Below are 20,900 nucleotides of genomic sequence, written 5' to 3' on the forward strand. Positions count from 1 at the left end.
CCAACCCGCGGTTAAAGCCCATAGCTCTCCTTTCAAGTCGGTAATAACAGTACTGGATGACCAAGATAATAAAGTAGGAACCACTAGCCCAACACCTTTTCCAGAGCGAGTGGGTGCATACGTTAGCACATGCTCAGGTCCATTGTGACGCAGATAATGAAGATGTCCTTTTTCATCTAACCATGCCCCAACATATACTCCTTGATTGTTTAGCAAGCCTGCTTGCTGAATATCCGTTTTATCAGCCCACCTGGCTGAACCGTGTAAGTATTGGCTGACTTTTGTTGAGTTAGCATTCATTTTCTTGATGACTACACAAACGATAAGCCCCGTACCACAAACCAAAATGCCTAAGCTGCCAGCGAGCATGAAAGTATGAGGGTAATTTAAATACCATTGCTTACTCCAGACTAAAATAGACCAGGGGACATATAATTTAAAAAAAGAATGGCCGAGCAGTGCTTGATAATTAAATAAGTAAGCAAAGTATTGTGTGGCTGCTTGCAAACCAGCGATCATTGAAAGAAATGCAATCAATGGGATTTTTAAGTCTCTTGTTTTGGTTTCTCGAATTTGAGGTCCAATGGCATTATTTCGTTTGGTTTTCAATTTTTATCCTCGTATCAATTGTAAAGGCGCGTGGCCTGGATGAGTCACCGAGTACGTATTAAAGTGCTTTTGAATCCAGTGTTGCCATTTCGCTGCTTTTTTTATTAAATCAGCGCGATAAATGTGGTTATATTTAGGTGTTCTGGAATGATAATTAGCCGCACGGGTCCATAAGTCCTTTTTGTCGTTTGCTAAATGCGTGCGAAGACGCCAGGCTGCTAAATCATACGAATAGCAACCTCCTTGCGACACATCGTTAGCAGTGATGCCAAATTTTTTTAATTCTTCTAAATAGTGCGTATTAAATTGCATGGGTCCAACATCGTAGGTGCCATTGGTATTTTTAACCCATTGGCCAGGTTTTCCCGCTTCTTTTTCAGCAACTGCCAAGACAATGTTGACGGGGACTTCATATTTAATAGCCGCTATAATCGAACACACAGCAAGTTCTTGTTGTTGAGGAGGTAAATCGATAAAAGGCATTCTCTTCCTCCTAAACTGTGGTTTGTTGATTCAATGCGTCATTTAAACCGTGAGCGCTACCCCTCTGCCCAGCGCTAAGGCTGCCGCCATCAAATTGTTCGTTTAACGAGTTGTCGTTACTAGCCGAATCGAGAATACTCGCCTCTTTTGCGCTGCTTCCTTCTGATGCCATGGCATTAATAGAAGAAGCAATTTGTCCGCCGAAGGTTGCCGCAATTCGCTCCCCTGCACTCTCTCTCATTGAATCAACTTTGTCTTTCATGGTTTGGACAGCCCCTTTTGCGAGGCTTGCCCCCATTTGTCCTGCAAATTGGGATGCGCTACCCATCGCTGATGCGAGATTTTGAGATAAACTCGATGATGATGTTCCGCTGGATGAGCCTGATGAGAGGCTTTGTTGAGCCGATTGAAAAGCCGCTTTTAAAGCCGAGGCACCGCCGGCTATATTAGAGGCTGCTCCCATAAAGGCGTTACCTGCTGCGACACCTGCAGTCGCAGCGGCACCGGCAGCACCTAATGCCGCACCTAGACCCATTCCACCACTACTCATTCCACCGGACCCTCCACCAATGATTCCGCTAATCTTTGGAGGAATTTTATTAATAAGTCCTAAAAGAATGATGGAGACAACAAGCATGATAAAAAGTTCTTTAATCGATATGTCATTTGTCATAACAGTATAAAATTGATCAATAAATGACTTTCCAATACCGACAAGAATAATCATCATAAAGAGTTCCATACCGATAGTGAGTACTGATTTGTAGTAATTAATGGCAATATCTTGTGTCCATTGTCCGCCACCAAAACCCAACAGAAAAATACCCGTATACGTTGTTATCCAGGCTGTGACGAGCATTAGCAACATATTGATGCCAACTAAGGTAAGTACAATTAAAATGATTGTTGCTATAAATAAACCCACAATGGATGCGCCTGGGGACCAAATGGAGGACATGTCAACGACCTTAAAAGCAATGTCAAACCCAATATCAACAATGCCAGAAGGTGAAATTGAATTAGAAAGTCCTGTTGCATCCGCAGCAATTTTGCGACATGAATCAATAACGGCTGTCGCAATAGCCGATCCATTGATTAAAAGCCATAAGAAAAACCCTGTCATTACTAGAAAACGAACGGTTTCAGCGAAAAACTCCTGAATATCTGCTTTCCTTAACGCCATCATGCTATAGGTCCAGGTCATACTTAGTAAAACCAATCCCCAAAAGAGCCATTGCCCATAGCCAACCAATTTATCGCTCCAAAATGAGGCAGTATCGGCAAAGCGTTGAATCAAAATATCAAAAAGATTGGCACTATCCATTTTGGAGGTGGCGGCCTGACTTTGGATTGGAGTAAAGAAAAGCGTTAGCGCAATAAATTTCTTTTTGTATTGTTTTTTCATAGTCACCACTGCTTTTCAGCGCTTTTCTTAAAGCTGCCCCGACGAAAACAAGTGTCGGCAATGGCTTGTTGCTTCGCTTGAGAGAGATTTTTGGGGATAGACTGGCACGATAGTTTTTTACTGTCTAAATGAGTGTTATCACAACTCGTAGTAAGACAGGTTAATAAGGCCAATAAAAATAAATGGTTCATTTTTTTCCTTTTTAATGAGTTACCAGGACTTTGGGATACTTCGTTGAAAGCTGCCTGCGCGAAACCGCTCATCGGCAGCCGCTTGCAAGGCTTCGCGATCAGCAACTACTGACGCTCTTGTTGCAGCAGCAGTTTGCTCTGTGATTAAGAGTCCTCGAATTTGCATCAGTTGATTAGTTTGTTCACTTGCCAATTGATTAGCTGCTTGAATTGCGGCCATTTGTCCTTCGGCAGTTTGTGATTGTTGTTGCAATTTGGTCAATTGATTGGCGTCTTTTTTAAGTGCTAATTGTTGTTGTTCAATGCCGCGAAGCATCGCGTCATTCGCGTATTTTTGAGCTTTTGAGACATCGATTTCATGTTGATGAAGTGCATTTAATTCGGCTTGAGAACAATTACCGTTAAAACAAGATGTTGAGCGATAATAATCGGCATTTTGAAAACGAGATAAATAAGCATCCATACTTCCCGCCTGCGCTTTATATTGATTTAATGCATTTGTAGCACTGAGTAAATTATCAATTGTTGTGTTAGCCTGGCTCCACGTGTATGAATCAAGCTTTTTAGAGTTTTCAAGCATCGTTTTATATTGATTAAGTTGATTTTTATATTGATCGATTTGCTTTAATTTTATGGCGATATTTTGGGCCAGATTAAGCGCATCAAAAACAGGCATGTTGGCATAGAGATCATTTGTTAAAATGATCTCGCATAGTCCTGTCAAGATAAGTCCTACTCTAAAGTATTTTTTAACCAGCATGCTTTTCTCCTTAATAGTCAAAGGATTGATAAGGTTTTGAAAACGTCATGTCTTTAACCACCATAATGTTGAATCGATAGCCTGGCCGAATTTTTAGTGAGGGGGCTATATCTAAATTTTTGGCGATCATTTGAGCGGTGACTTGACCTAATTGCTGTCCTAATGCTTCACTCATTACACTGCTTGCGGTTGGCTGCGTATTAAAGCGATTGGCATATTGATTCTGATTTTGACTGTAACTAATGCCAGCAGTAATGCCTGACATAAGCAGCGCGGAGCCAAAAATGCGTAGATAATGATTATTTACCTGATCGTGAAATCCTGCATACCCTGCACTATCCGCCCCTGGCATTGAACCCATATCGAGTGCTTTTCCATCAGGAAAAATCATGCGCTGCCAAGCAACTAATAAGGTTTCTTGGCCATAAAGAATTTGGTTGGAATAAATACCGTATAAACGGGTTCCCATTGGAATGAGAAGGTATTTACCTGTTGCTGTGTCATAAACATTTTCCCGAACCTGTCCAATGATTTGACCTGGTAAGGCTGATTTAACACCACTTATCATCAAACCTGGAATAACTGAACCTGTTCTTAATTCATAAGGTGAGCGTGGGGATTCAACACGTGCATTTAATGACCAACGATCAGTTGAGGGGTGTTGTCCTTCCGTGGATTGTGTGGGTAAAAGCATGGGACTATCGGGGTTAACCCCACCGTTCATTGTAGCGCGTATTTGTTGCAAACGAGCTTGAAAAGTGGCGGTTAAATCCCCTTCCTGCTCCTGTTCAATTTGATGCTTCACTTCCATTAATTTATTAATGGTTTCATCGTTAGAATTCTCTGCGCTAGGTCGTGATGGGCTTTTAATCGAGCGAGAAAGAATCATTTTTCCTTTTATAGCTGCTTCAAATTGCTCAATTTTTAATTTTCTAATGCGTTCAAGCTCATTGTTTTCAATTTCGAGTTGTTTTTCGTTTGTCCTAAGACGAGGAGGTCTTAAACGGGGTGGACGAGGTGGCTCGTCTGGATTTTCAAGTGTAGCCACTGGCAGAGCTAAGGCTGTTTTTTCATGAGACTTTATGTGTGAGGGAATAATCCCTCCTTTATGACCTGCAACTATTTCTTCAGCCATCATCGAACTGTCACTGTTATGCACGACTTTAGGGGGTTCTTGGGTTTGTTTTTGTGGGTTGGCACGCTTTACTGCCACGAATACGATAATTATCACAAATAGACAAAGCACGCCTATGACTATAAAAAGAGGGCTATTGTTTACACGACGCACCCCTGAATGAGTCAGGACATTAGGTGAGGCATTAGGCGACATGGGGTCAATTTTTTTTGCCATTTTATTTACTCCTTTCTTACCCAATAGCCTGATGCTACTAATTGATTATTGTGTACTAAATAAGGGCGACTTAAGGACTGCTGACCTACCATTAAGGTGACACGATAAAGGCGATTTTTAATGGGTGAATCCACCAGATAAAACAAATCGATTCCTGATGATGCAGTCGGTATGATTAAGGTATTGTTGAGAGGTCTTGTTGTAACTTCAACGACACTATAGCCTTTTGTCCTTAATAAGGAGACAAGCGATAACCCAAATGAATCCTTAATCGGTTGTTTTAGAGTAAAACGGGTATGTGCTGGCGGGTAAAGTCTTATTAATTGACTTACCGCATCGTTTGCCATCGTCTTATTAAAGAGATTCGATGTACTGGCATAATTGCCATATTGAGTAACACAACCGATAAGATTCAAGCAGCTAATAAGAACAATAGTAATTAACCAATTTCTCATGCTCTTCTCCATATCGTCACTTTATTTTGACTAGAGCCAACGCCTGCAATCATAATTGCTTTGTCAAAAACAGAGTCAACAATGTAGCGATTACCTTGCACGCGATAATTCACCATCACGGTTTCGGATGTTCTAAAAAGTCCTCGGCTTCGTACAACAAGAAGAGTTGGTGCTTCCGTTTGTTGCATGGCTCTAGGCATTTCAATAATGGTTTTAACGCCATCGTTATAAACACGGCATGGTTTCCAACGGGCAGAGCCGATAACTTTGTAGTTAAAATTTAAATCCCCTAGATACTCACCAGTTTGAGGAATGGTTTTTTCTATTCGTTCTTGTTGTGTCTTAAGTCGTATTGCATTCCATTTTGCTTGCGCCTCTTCAGGGTAAGAAAAGGAGACATAGGGCATAAATTCTTTACGGGATGAGCGTAGACGAAAGTGATACGCACGCCTGTCCGTTGTTACTACTAAGGTTGTATCCAACGCCACATCTTTAGGTTCAATTAAAAGATGAATTTGCTGGGTTGGTCCTATACCGGCAACAGCGGGTTCTACTTCAAATCGTGGATCGCCTACTCTTACATTATTGACTTGTTCACCTGGTTGAAGTGCTACATCGCAAGTTTGCAACACTGCGCACATAATTTGCGTTTGTCCTGAACCATAGATAAAACGAATCGAACCATTATGGCCTACTACTGGTTTACTGGTGTTTTTTCCTGTTTGCCATTTCTTACCAATAGAAAGGGCTGCTTTTTCTTGAGGGGTTAATCGTAAGTTATTTTTGAAAAAATATTGATCGCCTAATTCTTCATTAGTAGTCGCCCATGAAATGATCGGTATCATCAACAGTAGTGTCATCATTTTTTTCATTTTTAAGCCTTTAGTTAAAGTTGAATAGACCAGTTAAAATCGCGAACAAAAATAAAGTGAGGGTTACGCAAAGCCTCTACATTGGTGGTTTCATTCGTGGGTTCTTTTTGATAGAGGTTGACAATTGCGCGCATTAAACGAGGTTTTTGTTTAAGAGAACCGTCTCGATTGCGAATGGTTTCTAACCAATCTACTTGCCAGGATTCCTTTGTTTGTTGCAATACGGAACGGATCTCAACGTGCACAATTTCAGATCGAGCACGGTTAAATGGATTTACTTCAGGACTCGCATTTAGATAATCATTGGCCTTAAGGGTTGCAGGATCATGAGCCGCCAAGAATGAATACGTTTGTAATACTGCTTTACGTTGCAAATCAGCATCCGCAGTAACCACACGGATATTTTCTATAAATTTAAATGCGGCCGTTCTATAATCATCTACTTTAGCTTCAGGAATTCGATCAGCACGAGTGACAGAAAGGATGTTTCCCCCACCGTCTTGTTGAAAAATAAGGGGTACAAATTTGGATTGACTACCGATATAAATCATTCCTCCGACCGAGGCTAAACCCACTAAAAGACTGGTCAAACCTATAAATTGCCAAATCTGTACTGCAGACATTAAGCCTCCAACGTGACTATTCCAAGTGCGTCTGGCATTTAAATAAGGACTCTCACTCGTTAATTGATTGCTGATATCCTTAGACTTCTTTTTTAAAGACAATTGCGATAAAAAGCTCATGCGGCTACTCCATAATGATTTTCTAGATAGTCATTAAAATTGATACCTCGAAGGTGTAACCATTCGGCAATCCAGGTAGCTCCATATTGCGATTCAAGGGTTTTAATCCTTGTAATGGAATCCATATCGGTTGCACCGGCAAAGGAGAGCGCTAAAGGACCTAGAGCTAAGTTAAACATTCGACTGCCTTTTTCACTGACATAGAAATAATCGCGTTTGGGTTGAGCTGTTGCAATGATATTAATTTGGTTACTATTAATGCCTAATCGTTTATAGATGGCAGCCGTTTCAGGTGTTCTTGCATCGGGATTGGGTAAATAGATTTTTACGGCAGTTGATGAGGAAATACTATCCATAATGCCGGAATTGGCAGCATGAGAGGGGTGTTGAGTTGACAACACAAGGCTGCAATTTTTCTTAGCCATACTATCCAGCCATTCCGCAATTTTGCTACGAAAGGTTTTATGAGCAAGCATTAACCAAGCTTCATCACAGGAAATAAGCGTTGGACGTCCATCCAGAGATTCTTCAATACGATGAAATAAATAAAGAAGTACCGGAAGCGCATACTTTTCACCCATCCGCATGAGATGCTCAAGTTCAAAGGTCATGAAATCCGAAAGATGTAAGCTATCTTCTTCTGCATCTAATAAATAGCCCACCAATCCATCAACAGTGTATTGTTTTAATGCTTCTCTTAGCGTTTCATCTTGCAGAGTTAAGCAAAATTCAGACATCGTTTTGGATTTGCTTTGATGCATATTGTTGAGTGCATTAGCAATTTCATTACGTTGATTAGGAGTAGAGTTCAGGCCATTGAGTGTTAAGATGGTGTCTATCCACTCTAAAGCCCATGCTCGTTGCGAAGGCGTTTCCAAAAATTGCAACGGTGCAAAAGCAAGCTTCTCCCCTTCTGCTGCAATAGTGAAATGAGCGCCACCGACTCCCTTACAGGTTGGGTACATCGACATGCCTTTATCAAAGGCAAAAATACGAGCGTTGGGATAACGTCGCCAGGAAAGCGCTATCATACTCAACAACGTTGATTTTCCTGAACGAGTGGGTCCAAAAAGGAGAGCATGACCATTATCACGAACATGCAGATTTAAACGAAAAGGTGCATTGCCATTGGTCACGCAATGCATGAGGGGTGGTGATAAAGGAGGAAACAAGGGGCTTGGTGCTTTATTCTCACCCGTCCATAGGGTGCTTGTTGGCATTAAATCAGCCAGGTTTAAAGTATGAAGAAGGGGACGACGAATATTTTCTACCCCATGTCCTGGTAGGGTGCCCATAAAGGCATCCATCGTATTGATGGTTTCAATTCGTGCTGTAAAGCCTAAGTCATTGATGGCCTTAGCGACATAACAGGCAGCATTCTCAACTAACTCTCTATGTTCATCCATTAAAACCACTACGGTTGTATAATAGCCTTGTGTGACTAAGCCACTATTGGTTTCAGCGATGGCTTCATTAACATCGTTGACCATATCAACGGCATCTTTATTAATATTACCGGATGTTCTATTAAGTAATTGGTCAAAAAATCCACGTATTTTTTGTTTCCATTTTTTGCTGAATTTTTCTAAGTGTGAAAGTGCTTCATGAGTATCTAAAAATATAAAGCGTGAGGACCAGCGGTATTCAACCGGTAATTCGGTCAATTTTGTCAAAATACCTGGGTGACTGTTAAAGGGAAAACCTTCAATCGCAACACACTGTACGAACTTTCGGCCAATTTTGGGAATAACGCCGGTCCATACTTCCTGCCCACCTATCAAATTATCGATATACATCGGATTGTTCGGTAGATTAATTGGATGGTTCATCCCCGTGATGCAAAAGTGTAGCCAACGAAGAAAATTATCATGGAGGGCTTTGGAGCCATCTTCATTAATAAACGGTTCTGACTTTAGGCGTTCAAGCGATAATGTGCCGGATAAATGGGATTCAAAATGTAGACATTCCTGTTTAAAAGTATCGATTAATTGGACTGTTCTTGTTTTTTTAGAAGGTTTTACCGCATCATCGTCAAACATAAGTTCAACAAATTTACGTTGTGCCAATAGAGGAGGAAACCAGGTTAATGTAATAACAAAATAACCTTCATATAACGTCCCTAAGTGTTTAAATAATTGACGTCTCTCCTCATCAATTGCTTTTGATAGCGGATCTGGAAAGTGAGATAAATTGCGTTCACTATAACTGGGTTCTGTTCGTCTGACAGCATCAACGTGAATCATCCAACCACTTCCCATTTTAGCAAGGGCTTGATTGATACGAAAAGAAACGAGTTCACATTCTTCTTCGGTAGAACTTGAATTATCATGGCCTTGATATAACCATGCCGCCATGAAAGAACCATTTTTTCCAACAATAATGCCATCCTCAACTACCGATGCGTAATTCAGTAAATCAGCAAAACCCATATCTTTTGCCCGGTGTTTTTTAAGACGGAGTTCTGCATTTACAGCACGAATCCGCGCAAATAAAATAAATAAGAGCAGGAATCCAATTAACGAAATCGTTATTGAAAAAAAAGGAATCATTTATAGAGCCTCGCCTGAGAATGGGTATTGACCCTAAATGCAGTTGCCCTCGGTGGGTAATAGGGTTTGTAGTGACGTTGACGTAAATAAATAAAACGCATTAAGGGATCTGATTTGGCCATGATGCGTAATGCATTTAACGTAGAAAACCAAAGAATTAATCCAAGTAAAATGGCAAACCAGGTTTGTGCTGCAAAAATCAAAATGGCAGCTAGTAATCCTGAGAACATGACCATCTCTCTATCAGCGCCCATAAAAAGATGGGGTCTATGTGCTGCTCGTCGAATAGGAATAGTGCGTAAAGCCATAATTACCTAATCTCCATTTTTGAGTCAGTAGAAATGACCGCTCCTGATCCACTAAATGCAGTAATCATATTATCTGCCGCTAAAATCAAAGAGATCACTAAAACCATATAAACAAGGGTTCGCATGATGCCGTTTAGGTCATTACCAAAAATAAGAACAGCACCTGCTCCGACCATGCCGATAATAGACACTGCAAAAGCAAAGGGACCTGTTATTGAAGCTTGGAGTTTGGTAAACCAATCATCAAAGGGTAGTCCTCCTCCCATTTTTGCAGCAAAGACGGGATCTGTTAGGAGGAAAAGAAAAATCGTTAACCCTATTAACAGAACTATTTTATTAGCCGATGACTGAGTAAAAAGCATAATTTCTCCTTTAAAATTGATGTGTTATGAAGCGACCATTTTTATAGCCTGATACCTGCAAAATTTCTTTTATCTGTCGTCCTTCGGATGTTCTTGAAATATGAATAACTAAATGAACCACTTCACCAATCAGTGGATCTATTTCTTTAGGTGCATAAGGGCTGCGAGTAATGAGCGAATTTAAGCGTGAAAGAGCCGATAATGAGTTGTTTGCGTGAAGAGTGGCGGCTCCACCTTCATGACCCGTATTCCAGGCATCAAGCAAATCGAGCGCTTCAGCGCCTCTCACTTCACCAACCAAGATCCTGTCAGGCCGCATACGAAGCGTTGTTTTTAACAACGTGGTCATCGTTACGTCTAACGTGGTGTGATACTGCACGAAGTTTTTAGCAGCACACTGAATCTCACCAGTGTCTTCAATCAAAATGATACGTTCGGTAGGTGACATAACGACCATCTCATTAATAATGGCATTTATTAGTGTGGTTTTTCCTGAGCCTGTACCTCCGATAACAAGAATATTTTTATGTGCGGAAATAGCTTCTTTTATAATTTTACATTGATTCATTGTCATAATGCCTAATTCGACATATTGATTTAATGTGAAAATAGAAAGGGCTTTTTTACGAATGGCAAAGGTCGGTGCAGGAACAACAGGAGGTAGCTGACCTGCAAACCGTGAACCATCTAATGGTAATTCACCCTCAAGAATTGGATTAAAACGGGTTACTTCTTTCCCATGAAATCCTGCAATTGTTTTAATGACAGCCTCTGCTCTGTTAGGCGACATCGTGCCTATGCATTCCATTTTTTCACCCAGCCTTTCTTGCCACAATTTGCCATCAGGGTTAAGAATGATTTCAACAGTTTTTGGATCGAGTAATGCTGATTGAATAAGAGGTCCTAAGTCTCGACGAAGCTTTTCTTTTGCACGCGTTTTAACTGAGATGTATTCATCTTGGGTTGACATTGTCATCTTTAGATTGTCCTTATCGCTACAAAAACGGGAGATTTAACCAACAATGGATAATTTCAATTCTTCTGTTTCATTTTTTATACGTAAATAAATCTCTTCACGATAAATCTCAATATGATGAGGTGCTAGAAATCCGAGTCTTACTTGTTTTCCTTTTATCTCTAGGACAGTTAATTCAATTTCATTGGAAATCCGTATTTTTTCGCCAGTGCCTAATTGCAACATGTTTATTCCATTCTGCTGTTAATGAGTGGTATATTGGTTTGGTTTTTTACACTTATCCGAAGCATCTATTAAGTCCTTATCTGAGAATGATTTTTCAGAGTCTTTCGAGGTTTTTGTTTTTTCGTTTTGAATTTTTAAATAGATTTCTTGCCGATGGACAGAAACCTCTTTAGGTCCATTAATTCCCAGTCTTACCTGGTTGCCTTTTACCCCTAAAACGGTGATGTTTATTTCATCACCAATCACAATTGTCTCTCCAATTCGTCTTGTTAGGATTAACACATCTTTCTCCTTAAGTGCAATTATTGGTATAATTAATATTAATTTAGAATAATATGGTATATTTTAGTATAATAAATTATAATTGATGTATGTCAATACTTTTTTTATAATGGAGATAAAATAGTAACTGGCGAAAAAAATGACTTATGTAATGCCCATTAATAATAGGGAGATAGGTGAAATACTTCAGGAGTTGATTAAAATTAACGAAATAAATGTATCTGAATTAGCTAGGCGGGTTAATTTACCACAGCCTACTATTCAAAGAATCGTAGCTGGAGCTTATAAACAACCACGGAATTCAACAATTCAACCAATTGCTGATTATTTTGGAGTTACTATTAATCAATTACGTGGCTTTGAACCAATCTCCTTTTTATCTGGAAGTACAAAAATTATAAAAAGCATTCCATTGCTTAGTAGTCCACAAATAAATATATGGCCGGATAGCAAAGAAAATATAAACCAATATGTAGTGTGTGACATTAATCTTGGTGAAAAATCATTCGCTATGCATATGCCTGATAGTTCTATGGAACCTATCATACCAAAAGGTTCTATATTATTAATTGATCCAACAAGGATTCCGCATCATGGCAGTTTCATTGTTTTAAAATTGCAAAACTTTCCTGAAATCATTGTCCGTCAATTAATTACTGATACAAAAAATAGGTTTATTAAACCACTAAGTCCAGAACTTAATCACTTGGAGATGAATATACTAACTAGCGATGATATTATCCGAGGGGTGGTAGTCGAGATTAGGCTTATCTTTGAAGAGTATTAATTTTATATGGGATTTTATAATGCATACTGGAAAAAATAAGCTAAAGATCTCAGAATATCTAGCTTGGATTATTAAAAAATATCAAGATCTACACATCGAGATGAAAAATACACCGGCTTACCGAATAGAAGATATTAAAATTACTAATGGTGTTTATAAATTAATGGTGCAGATAAATGGTACTGGAAAAATAGTACCATTATCTATTTATGAAATATTGAACGATGATCTTTTATTAAAAGAATTTTCTCCAAATGATATACGAACTATACATCATCTTGGTTTGGAGGATTCTAAAAAACCTAACTATATAATTGTAAGTCATAAATTTTCTGAAAAAAAACAACAGTCAATTTTTATCTTGAAAAATAGAAGCTCTGGAGATATTCAGGAGCTAACAGCGGCTGAAATTTTCACAAATAAAAAGATTCTTAAACAATGTTCACCTGTAGATGCTTTCCGTGTGGGATATATATATAGAGCTGAGGAGCAAAGATAATGATGGATGGAACTAAGGAAGTATCCAATCATCAAGTTTAGCTAGGCTCCTCGCTATATTCCTTATAACATATTAGAGTGAGATTGATCAGCCTCATCATCTTTGGTAGTAACGATAATAGATCTTCCATCTGCAAGGGTTTTTGTTATATGTCCTTTTCCAATTAGATCTGTCGCAAATAATACATCTCCTGGTTTAAATATACGTTTCTCACCTCCACTAGCTTCTACCTCTACTTCTCCTTCGAGATAAATAATATATTGTGGTTGAGGCGGATTATGCCAATCGTATTTAATACCGGCCTTGAACATTCGAAACATCATTCCTGTTGTAGGAAATTTCTTGGAATAGGAGCCAAGAGGTTGTTCTGTTTCGATACCTGGGTCTTCTTCTTTAAAATAAGACTTATTATCTGGTCCTGAGAAAAGAGTGATGTATTTTTTCATTTTAATTCCTTATGGTCTGACTGTGAAAAAGGGATATGTGATGAAATATTGTTATTATGAATATTTTGTGGAAAATTAATTATGTTTTTCGTATCTTTTACTTGTTTGTAGGATTCAATTTCATCATTAAGTTTTAACTTAAAAGGGTTAAAATTAGTTTTATAATCATAAATATCAATGTCCTCAGCTTTTTTTAACCATTTTGTAATTTTAATGCAAGGTAATATTAATAATGGACTCAGAACAATTTTAACTAAAAATGAGATAATCATTAGTTTGATTAGATCATGGATTGGCATAATTCCTACAAATTCAGTTAAATAAGCAATAATTGTAAAAACCAATTCGCCAATGGCTGAAGATTTAAGCCCTCGAAGCCAAAACGATTTTCCTTTAGATAAAATTTTATATTTGGCAAGAACATAAGCGTTAATGAATGCGCCACACATAATCGCTAAAAAGCTTGCAAATGCTACTCTTGGAAGTTTTCCTAAAATTTGATCATATGCTGCTTGGTTTACCCAAATTGGTGAATGGACGTGAATTAATGTAGTGCAGATAAATGCAAATATGAATTGGCAAATGATTGCCATCCAAATGAGGTGACGAGACACTCGGTAACCGTATGTTTCCGTAATAATTGTCCCTAGAAAAAACCAAAATGGCATTACCAAAGTAGATGCAGTAAAAGAAATTGAGCCTATATTAATTATCTTATATATAAGAAGAATAGTAGTTAATTTAAACGTCATATAAAGCATTGATATTAATGTCAAATATTTATATTGTTGTTTTCCATTTGCCGTAAATTTATTCATTAAATTACATCCTGAAACTCTTGAATTACTCAATTAAATTTCTGTCTTATAACAGATACTAAAAATTGAATCAATTTGAAAAAATTACTAAAAATATAACTTATTAATAATATTACTCTTTTACAAAGAAAGAAGATTTCTTGGTAATAAGTAATAGCGCTTAAGAGGGCAATAATAAAAATTATTGCCCTCTTAGCCTCATAAATTTATTTAGTTAACGAGCATTATAGTGCGAAAGCACTTTAGATATACCGTATAGTATAATATCGTATAGTATATTATATATAGATATATACAAATATATATTGTCGTATTATTCCATTACCAATTCTAGTTTATTATTTTTAATTAACTCATCTAATCCTCTCCTAATCAGATAATTCATTATTCCTTGTTTATTTCCATGGCAAAAGTGCTCCAAATCTGCAACAATATCTTTCTTTAAATATAATAAAATTGGTTTATGCACACAGTCATTTTCTCGATCTATTCGACCCGAAAAGCTTAGCAATATTTCATCAGCAGATGGCTTTTTAACGGCTTCTTTTGAATGAACGTTTGCATTGGCACTTTCAATAAAATCATCCACTGAACTAGGTTTAATATGTTTATTTCTATGTTTGTGATGTGTACCTAGACTCATGCTAATACCTCACTATCTTTTTTTGCAATTTCACGAATTGATAAAAATGTTTCTTTATAAATTTCCTCATAGAGGGCGATCATATCGTTACTAGCTTTGTGTAGATATTTTTGAGCTCTATATGCAGGTAATTGTTTATATTCATTTGCTTCGAATTCCACGACACAAAATGAGTTAGATATAGAATATTTGAAAGAAACTCGATGACCAATTGTAGTTTTGCATACATTTAAATTTGGAAAAGACTCAGTGATTACGGTTTTGGCTTCATCGGTGGTTTTAATTTGAGCATGAGTTGAACATGAATTTAATATTATATGGGTCTTTAAATTCGGATTATAGCTTTGTGACAACTCAGATAACTCTTCGATTGTTTCTAATGTATCCATATCAAATTCTGATGGTTGAATTGGTGAATACCAATCTGATACGGATTTTGCAACGAGAGATGATCTTAATTCTACAGAATCTCTTCCTCCAACATCTACCACGATATTTTCATATCGTGTAGCTAAGCGATCTAACTCTGAATTTAAATGTTTACCTAAAATATTGACACAGGTTATTTGTGGATTTACACCGCTACCATTTCGTCGCTCAAAAAATTTTGCTCCAGATCGTTGTTTGTCTGCATCTATGTAAAGTGTATCATAGTTCATCAGTGCTCGCATTATGGCTAAGTTAACAGCTACCGTTGTTTTTCCTGTGCCGCCCTTTTCTCCACCTATAACAATTACTTTTGTCATTTTTTATCCTCTATAGTTAAGTAATAAAAATAACAAAAGTATGATATATACGTCAATATATCAATATATATAAAGATATATTGATATACTTTGAGATAACATAAGCAATGGAGTCGAGTAACCACTCCAATTTAAAATGGATAAGGCTATTGAACTTGCTTTGTAAACTTGACTGAGAGAGCATCAATCGATTTAAGGATTTCCTTGGTTTCTTAATGACCTTAGTTTACCCCGTTTACCTCATCTGACATTGCAAATGAATGACAACCGAGTATATAAGATCACTTTAAGCCAAATAATAGAATGACTTTAAATTCTTTGATTGTCACACACCCTTTTGGAAGACTGCTCCACGGAGCAAAAATATATTGACAGATAAAAATTATAATTTATTATACCAACTTATACCAAAAAATACTAAATGTTAATTTTTATATTACATAGAAATAAAGAAATAAATTTTGCTGATGAATCTTTTTCTTTATTGCTTCACACCTTAGATTCATTTTCACAAACAGGAAGGAGCCTTGGTAAAGAATAATTGAAATTATATCTACTTGGTTAAAAAATAATCCACCAAATATAATATAGTATACTATTGTATATATTAATATATACAATAGTATACTTAAATATGCTACCTTACGTTAGCTTATATTATATTAATATATTATTATTTTTCAACAAGATACGTATAAATTAACCATTGACAAAGATAGATAAGACAGTTAATTTGAATAAAAATTTAATTGTTTCGAGGCTATTTATGATAAAAAACGAAAAATAAAAAGCCCACAAGGGTGGGCTTTAAATTTGTGACGCTGGTATAAATCCTGAGAACTTTTATCCTAGCGTTTACTTAACTGTAAGTCAAATATATTGGCTAAACGCTAAGGAATAGTTGCGCATGCAGAAAAGTACTGAGACTCAAAGTTTCTGCTTTGAAATTCATAATTTTGGCTATGGTGAGCCATTAGGTATTTCTATCAATAGACGTAGCGGACTTAATCGAAATGGAAATTGGTGTGGTCATAATCCCAATGAGCCTCGTTTTTTTGATACCCCAGAAGACCATAAAATACGGCCTAAAATATTAACTTGGGCGATGAATGCGTGGCGTCGCTTTTATACTTTACCTGACTCTTACTTTAAAGAGATCCGTGTTTATCGAATTTCTTCTCGTCAGCAACGAAGCGAATCTCGTGAAGCAGTTGCCAGTATTGCCCAAGTGTTATTGCATTATACGGAACTAGCTAGTTTACGAGTAGGTGTTCCTCATATCACCAAAGGTTTTCGTTCACTCACCATAGACTTTCTTGCTAAAAAAGCAGGAATAGGATTTAAGCGTGCAGAGCGAGCGCTATCCGTATTAAAAGGAGCGGGCTATCTTCGCATGATTGAACGTTTTGATACAAAGGAAATTGATGGTGAAAAAAAATTCATAGGCTTGGCCGCCGTAAAATGTTTAACGCCTTCCTTTTTTAAGGCATGTGGAATTAACTTACAATGGTTATCAGCGCAGCGTAAGCTGGCGCGCAAGCGTATCACAAGGCGTTATAATCAATATGTCCATGAGCAGCAGGAAGTCTCTGCACCTATTATAGAGTTAAACCTATTGCTGGGTGAAAAAAACAATTCAAAAACGCATGTTGCCCTCATGAAAAAGTTTTTAACCGCAGAAGAAAAGGAAGAAGCCACAAAACGTGAAAACCAGCGTAGACGAATCCATTCATTAATCCAAGAGCAAAATTACGATAGCGATTAATTAACTAATCTCTTTAATCCCCTTTTGTTTATTCATTAATTAGAAGTGAACAGGACTTCTTTGTTCTTTATTTTTATTTAGCCCAATAAAAAATCAATCTGTTTAATAGCCCCCATCCCTCCAAAGGACTTATTTTTCATTCGGACAATAACTTGTGAAATTGATGTTGTTTTCGTTCAAAACTGCTGTTCAATTATTGTCATTTTAATCCTTAAGTGTCTTATACTTCCGTTGTTAAGTGTCTTTTCTTACTACTAGTCCCATTAAAATCCTTCCTTGAGATTATCCACAGATTCACACTGTGGATAACTCATAAAGGAATTCGCTTCGCTCATCAATCACTTTATATCCCATAATGAATTGGCTACGCCAATACCCCTCTATAAAAACATACCACAAACATTACTCCGCTCTCTGTCATTCATCACTCAGTCGCTAAAAAAAATAACTACGTACTGACAATTTGCAAGGATCGCTACGCTTTCCTCCTTGCAAACCGTCAGCACTCCGTTAACAAAATATTTGCGACTGAGCGATGAATGACGAGGCAGAGAACTTCAAAGCAATCTTGTTTAAAAGGAATTCGCTACGCTCATAACTTATTTTAAAAGCGACAAAAGCTCCGAAATCAAAGGCAGGTGTTTAAAATGTGACCACTAATAACTCAGTGGTTATAAGAGTGACCACAAGAAAGAAATCTAAGGATTCAATAGCACATTGCAATTAGTCATCAATGATCTGCAATTTTTTTAACCCCATTGCTTTTGCACATTGTAAAAAAAAAGCGAATGAAAAACGACCACCACAAATTGTTTTCGTTAAATTGTTGGTTGTTTTGTGAATACCTAGTGTCTCTAAGTTTGCTCTTAAATCGTCATAAGTCAAACCGCACTTAATAAGTTCCGCTCTTAGTAATTGAGTGGCTTGTTTATCCCAGTCGGTCTTTTCAGTCATTGTTTACTAATTGAATTAAAACTAATCATTTATATTACTTATAAGTAATAACGCTGTCAATTGAGTATTGACTTGTCTTCAAAAGTAATTATAAAATTACTTATAGGTAATTTTTATTACTAATAAGTAATAATTTATGCCTATCATATCCAATTAGTCACCAGATTGGCCTGCACGCCAATCTGGCATTAATCACACTCAGTTAGGACTGTAAAATGATCAATCCCAGTATACTTGTTAATCCAATAAATGAAACACTCACTCCACAAAGTATCGTCGCTTTATTTGCAGAGAATGATGAACAGATAGTCGCCAAACCAATAAGTCATAATGGCTTATACGATATTTCTTATCTTGCTCAACAAGCTCAAATCGATGAACCCTTCTTTATTTCTCAAGCGGTCTGGCAAACTTATGTCATGCTTAACAATGCAAATAATGCGCTGCCTACTGAGCAGACAGTCGTTTATGATTCTCAATTGTGGGATCTTGTTTGTATGTATCGAATGGCTGTCACAAGAGAGTTGTCTAATTCGTTCTTGTTCTTTAAGTTAATTGTTTTTCCTAATGATAATCGGTTTAAATCACGTCAAGTGATTACTCTTAAAGCAACCTTGGAGCATTCAACTATTCATCGAGCCAATGTGATTACTATTCGGTTACCGAATGAGTATTAATCTGACGGTATTATTTTAACATTCGGGAAAAAAATGAATCAATTACAAAAAATAAGGCTTATGCGGACCAATGAAGTATTAAATAGTTTGCAACAAATTTTAGTACTGCTTAAACAAGAAGAACTCAATGATCCAGCGCTAGCCCTTTTGATTGAGCAAGTTATCACAGATTTGTCGGGTGAAAACTCTCTTGCTTTCGATTATATCGAAGCCCTTTATCAATTCAGAATTGCAGAACTTGAACATGCCTTAAATGAGTCATTGATTTATTTAGATAAAAGTATTAAAACGGGGCAAGCTATTATTAAACAGACCGCTTTAATCCGTTTGTTTAATGTGCTCAACAGACCTCAATAAGCAACTTTTTAGTTTTTATTATTCTTGTTAACAGAAGGAAAACACCATGAGAATAGGATTAATGTGCGTTAATCTGGTGGTAGTCTCTCTAATTGGACTCACTGGATGTTCTAAAGCAGATATGAATGCGATGGTAGGGCAGGGTGATGTTGTGACAACCTCTAAACAATCGTTTAAACCCACTCAGCCCGCGACAATTAAAATTTATCAAAATCAATTACCAAAACATTCTCAAGTGATAGGTCGAGTGACTGCTCAAAACTATAATTTAGTAGGAATGACAAACTCTCAAGAATCAATATTTTTAGAACTAAAAAAACGGGCTGCATCGATTGGCGCTACGGGAATTGCTCACATTTCAACCGGATTGGCCCAAACAACCGCTGATGCTATTGTAACCAAGTAAAAACAAGACATAAACCTAGGCTCGCTAAAGCAAAACGAGGTGTTTTATGCGAGTCAAAATCAATAATAATATTGATAAATGTACCAAATTTGGTACAATAAACTATAATGAAAACACTACAAGTAAAATTTTATAGATCCGAAAAGGGTAATGAGCCTGTAAGAGAATGGCTTAAAAGTCTTTCTAAAGAAAATAAATCCATTCTTGGGGAGGATATCAAAACTATAGAATATGGATGGCCTTTAGGGATGCCGTTAGTTCGAAAAATGGATAAAGATTTATGGGAGGTTCGATCAGACCTTACCAACAAAGAAATTGCCAGAGTCCTTTTTACCGTCTCTGGAAATAACATGGTGTTATTGCATGGATTTATAAAAAAAACACAGCAAACACCCATTAATGATTTAAAAATAGCTAAAAATCGCCGAGATCAGATTTTGAAAGGCTAGGAGACAGTAATGAATAAATATATTGGCAGCTCATTTGATGAATTTTTAGAAGAAGAAAATTTGCTTGCTGATACCAGTGCGGAAGCAATAAAACGTGTACTTGCTTGGCAAATTAAAACATTTTTAGAAACAAATCACATGAACAAAAAAACATTTGCCGAAAAAATGAAAACAAGCCGTTCGCAGTTAGATCGCCTGCTTGATCCAGCCAATACCAATTTAAGTCTTAAAACGTTAGTAAGTACAGCTAACGCTATGGGTAAGCATGTTGAAATTCGAATTATTGATTAAGGGGTTCTTTGCAGGAAGGTACGGAATTTCCCAGCGCACCCTTACACCCCTTTGCCAGTTTAAGCTATATCTAAATTGATTTTTTCATCGGAGATCAAGTTTTCTATAACTCCATGTAAATGAAAGCATGTCTGATTTCTGGAAAATTTATATATGGCACTTCAAATATTTTTATAACAGCTTGTATTGCATAATTTTTGACTCATTCTCTGCTTCCTCATAGTTTGCTATGATTTCTGCACTCATATGGCAATAAAATGGAACGGCAAAAGGATTGGAAATGAATTCAAATTGGCTCCATTTTTTAGTTTTTATAAAATTACAGATATCATTCCATATTTTTCTTCCAAAGCCTGTTTTAGAGTAAATGAATAGTGGCCAAGAACATTTAATACAAGGGGTTTGAAGTCCAATGGTACGAAAACGTACGCTAAGGAATTTCAATATTTTCAGCCAGCTTATTGAACGGTCTTAGTTGCCCTTTCATTACG

General features: G+C 37.1%; 28 protein-coding genes. 8 read left to right on the forward strand and 20 right to left on the reverse strand.

Going from position 1 to position 20,900, the window contains the following annotated elements; all coding sequences use genetic code 11:
- The 15 genes from T345_RS14060 to csrA all read right to left on the reverse strand — a co-directional run.
- Positions 1-609: type IV secretory system conjugative DNA transfer family protein (locus T345_RS14060; protein WP_035918743.1), on the reverse strand; the 609-nt coding region annotated here is incomplete at its 3' end.
- A gap of 3 nt (positions 610-612) precedes the next feature.
- Complete coding sequence (locus T345_RS14065) at positions 613-1,092, reverse strand: transglycosylase SLT domain-containing protein (protein WP_084273787.1); 480 nt, start codon at positions 1,090-1,092, stop codon at positions 613-615.
- Positions 1,093-1,102: 10 nt separating this feature from the next.
- Positions 1,103-2,497 carry a P-type conjugative transfer protein TrbL gene (trbL, locus tag T345_RS0109885; protein WP_028389213.1) on the reverse strand — a complete coding sequence of 465 codons (1,395 nt, stop codon included), beginning with the start codon at positions 2,495-2,497 and terminating at the stop codon, positions 1,103-1,105.
- A gap of 2 nt (positions 2,498-2,499) precedes the next feature.
- Positions 2,500-2,688: an entry exclusion lipoprotein TrbK gene (trbK, locus tag T345_RS0109890; RefSeq protein ID WP_028389214.1), complete on the reverse strand. Its 189-nt coding sequence runs from the start codon at positions 2,686-2,688 to the stop codon at positions 2,500-2,502.
- A gap of 19 nt (positions 2,689-2,707) precedes the next feature.
- A complete protein-coding gene (gene trbJ, locus T345_RS0109895; protein ID WP_051555230.1) occupies positions 2,708-3,448 on the reverse strand; it encodes a P-type conjugative transfer protein TrbJ in 741 nt (246 codons plus the stop codon).
- A gap of 10 nt (positions 3,449-3,458) precedes the next feature.
- Positions 3,459-4,799 (reverse strand): TrbI/VirB10 family protein, encoded by a 1,341-nt coding sequence (locus tag T345_RS0109900; protein WP_028389216.1) that lies wholly within the window; start codon positions 4,797-4,799, stop codon positions 3,459-3,461.
- 5 nt (positions 4,800-4,804) lie between these two features.
- Positions 4,805-5,254 carry a hypothetical protein gene (locus T345_RS0109905; RefSeq protein ID WP_028389217.1) on the reverse strand — a complete coding sequence of 150 codons (450 nt, stop codon included), beginning with the start codon at positions 5,252-5,254 and terminating at the stop codon, positions 4,805-4,807.
- Entirely contained in the window at positions 5,251-6,126 is an 876-nt protein-coding gene (trbG, locus tag T345_RS0109910; RefSeq protein WP_028389218.1) for a P-type conjugative transfer protein TrbG, read from the reverse strand. Before trbG ends, T345_RS0109905 begins: the two co-directional genes overlap by 4 nt.
- A 14-nt stretch (positions 6,127-6,140) precedes the next feature.
- Positions 6,141-6,869, reverse strand: a complete 729-nt coding sequence (locus T345_RS0109915) for a VirB8/TrbF family protein (RefSeq protein WP_028389219.1) — start codon at positions 6,867-6,869, stop codon at positions 6,141-6,143.
- A complete protein-coding gene (locus T345_RS0109920; protein WP_028389220.1) occupies positions 6,866-9,418 on the reverse strand; it encodes a VirB4 family type IV secretion/conjugal transfer ATPase in 2,553 nt (850 codons plus the stop codon). Before T345_RS0109920 ends, T345_RS0109915 begins: the two co-directional genes overlap by 4 nt.
- Positions 9,415-9,726 (reverse strand): conjugal transfer protein TrbD, encoded by a 312-nt coding sequence (locus T345_RS0109925; RefSeq protein ID WP_028389221.1) that lies wholly within the window; start codon positions 9,724-9,726, stop codon positions 9,415-9,417. The genes T345_RS0109920 and T345_RS0109925 overlap by 4 nt, the downstream gene beginning before the upstream one ends.
- A 2-nt stretch (positions 9,727-9,728) precedes the next feature.
- Positions 9,729-10,088, reverse strand: coding sequence for a TrbC/VirB2 family protein (locus T345_RS0109930; RefSeq protein WP_028389222.1), 360 nt, complete (start codon positions 10,086-10,088; stop codon positions 9,729-9,731).
- 10 nt (positions 10,089-10,098) lie between these two features.
- Positions 10,099-11,058, reverse strand: a complete 960-nt coding sequence (gene trbB / locus T345_RS0109935; RefSeq protein ID WP_028389223.1) for a P-type conjugative transfer ATPase TrbB — start codon at positions 11,056-11,058, stop codon at positions 10,099-10,101.
- 42 nt (positions 11,059-11,100) lie between these two features.
- A complete protein-coding gene (locus T345_RS0109940) occupies positions 11,101-11,289 on the reverse strand; it encodes a carbon storage regulator (protein WP_028389224.1) in 189 nt (62 codons plus the stop codon).
- Between the two features lie 18 nt (positions 11,290-11,307).
- On the reverse strand, positions 11,308-11,571 hold the full coding sequence (gene csrA / locus T345_RS14070; RefSeq protein ID WP_051555231.1) for a carbon storage regulator CsrA: 264 nt from the start codon (positions 11,569-11,571) through the stop codon (positions 11,308-11,310).
- A gap of 139 nt (positions 11,572-11,710) precedes the next feature.
- On the opposite strand from csrA, the gene T345_RS14615 reads away from it, so the two are divergent.
- Together T345_RS14615 and T345_RS0109955 are read left to right on the forward strand one after the other, a co-directional pair.
- A complete protein-coding gene (locus tag T345_RS14615; RefSeq protein WP_051555232.1) occupies positions 11,711-12,358 on the forward strand; it encodes a LexA family protein in 648 nt (215 codons plus the stop codon).
- A gap of 19 nt (positions 12,359-12,377) precedes the next feature.
- The gene (locus T345_RS0109955; protein WP_131777811.1) at positions 12,378-12,857 is read left to right on the forward strand and encodes a hypothetical protein; all 480 of its coding nucleotides are present in this window, start codon (positions 12,378-12,380) and stop codon (positions 12,855-12,857) included.
- Positions 12,858-12,919: 62 nt separating this feature from the next.
- Here the strand turns inward: T345_RS0109955 and T345_RS14620 are convergent, their stop codons facing one another.
- The 4 genes from T345_RS14620 to T345_RS14085 form a co-directional block, all read right to left on the reverse strand.
- Entirely contained in the window at positions 12,920-13,303 is a 384-nt protein-coding gene (locus tag T345_RS14620) for a cupin domain-containing protein (RefSeq protein WP_051555233.1), read from the reverse strand.
- On the reverse strand, positions 13,300-14,121 hold the full coding sequence (locus T345_RS0109965) for a queuosine precursor transporter (protein WP_028389226.1): 822 nt from the start codon (positions 14,119-14,121) through the stop codon (positions 13,300-13,302). The genes T345_RS14620 and T345_RS0109965 overlap by 4 nt, the downstream gene beginning before the upstream one ends.
- 313 nt (positions 14,122-14,434) lie before the next feature.
- A complete protein-coding gene (locus tag T345_RS0109970) occupies positions 14,435-14,764 on the reverse strand; it encodes a hypothetical protein (protein WP_028389227.1) in 330 nt (109 codons plus the stop codon).
- Complete coding sequence (locus tag T345_RS14085) at positions 14,761-15,510, reverse strand: AAA family ATPase (protein WP_051555234.1); 750 nt, start codon at positions 15,508-15,510, stop codon at positions 14,761-14,763. The genes T345_RS0109970 and T345_RS14085 overlap by 4 nt, the downstream gene beginning before the upstream one ends.
- Before the next feature lie 907 nt (positions 15,511-16,417).
- Here T345_RS14085 and T345_RS14625 point away from each other — a divergent pair.
- Entirely contained in the window at positions 16,418-17,275 is an 858-nt protein-coding gene (locus T345_RS14625; protein WP_051555235.1) for a hypothetical protein, read from the forward strand.
- A 723-nt stretch (positions 17,276-17,998) separates the two neighbouring features.
- Here the strand turns inward: T345_RS14625 and T345_RS0109985 are convergent.
- Positions 17,999-18,229, reverse strand: coding sequence for a DUF6471 domain-containing protein (locus T345_RS0109985; protein WP_028389228.1), 231 nt, complete (start codon positions 18,227-18,229; stop codon positions 17,999-18,001).
- A gap of 215 nt (positions 18,230-18,444) precedes the next feature.
- Here T345_RS0109985 and T345_RS0109990 point away from each other — a divergent pair, with 215 nt between their 5' ends.
- The 5 genes from T345_RS0109990 (at position 18,445) to T345_RS0110010 (ending at position 20,409) form a co-directional block, all read left to right on the forward strand.
- Positions 18,445-18,906 carry a hypothetical protein gene (locus tag T345_RS0109990; protein WP_028389229.1) on the forward strand — a complete coding sequence of 154 codons (462 nt, stop codon included), beginning with the start codon at positions 18,445-18,447 and terminating at the stop codon, positions 18,904-18,906.
- A 33-nt stretch (positions 18,907-18,939) separates the two neighbouring features.
- Positions 18,940-19,263, forward strand: coding sequence for a hypothetical protein (locus T345_RS0109995; RefSeq protein WP_028389230.1), 324 nt, complete (start codon positions 18,940-18,942; stop codon positions 19,261-19,263).
- A gap of 46 nt (positions 19,264-19,309) precedes the next feature.
- Positions 19,310-19,669, forward strand: a complete 360-nt coding sequence (locus tag T345_RS0110000) for a hypothetical protein (protein ID WP_028389231.1) — start codon at positions 19,310-19,312, stop codon at positions 19,667-19,669.
- Between the two features lie 107 nt (positions 19,670-19,776).
- A complete protein-coding gene (locus T345_RS0110005; RefSeq protein WP_028389232.1) occupies positions 19,777-20,118 on the forward strand; it encodes a type II toxin-antitoxin system RelE/ParE family toxin in 342 nt (113 codons plus the stop codon).
- Positions 20,119-20,127: 9 nt separating this feature from the next.
- On the forward strand, positions 20,128-20,409 hold the full coding sequence (locus T345_RS0110010) for an XRE family transcriptional regulator (protein WP_028389233.1): 282 nt from the start codon (positions 20,128-20,130) through the stop codon (positions 20,407-20,409).
- Positions 20,410-20,900 lie beyond the last annotated feature (491 nt).

It is taken from the genome of Legionella fairfieldensis ATCC 49588 (assembly GCF_000621525.1).
Taxonomy (GTDB): Bacteria; Pseudomonadota; Gammaproteobacteria; order Legionellales; family Legionellaceae; genus Tatlockia; species Tatlockia fairfieldensis.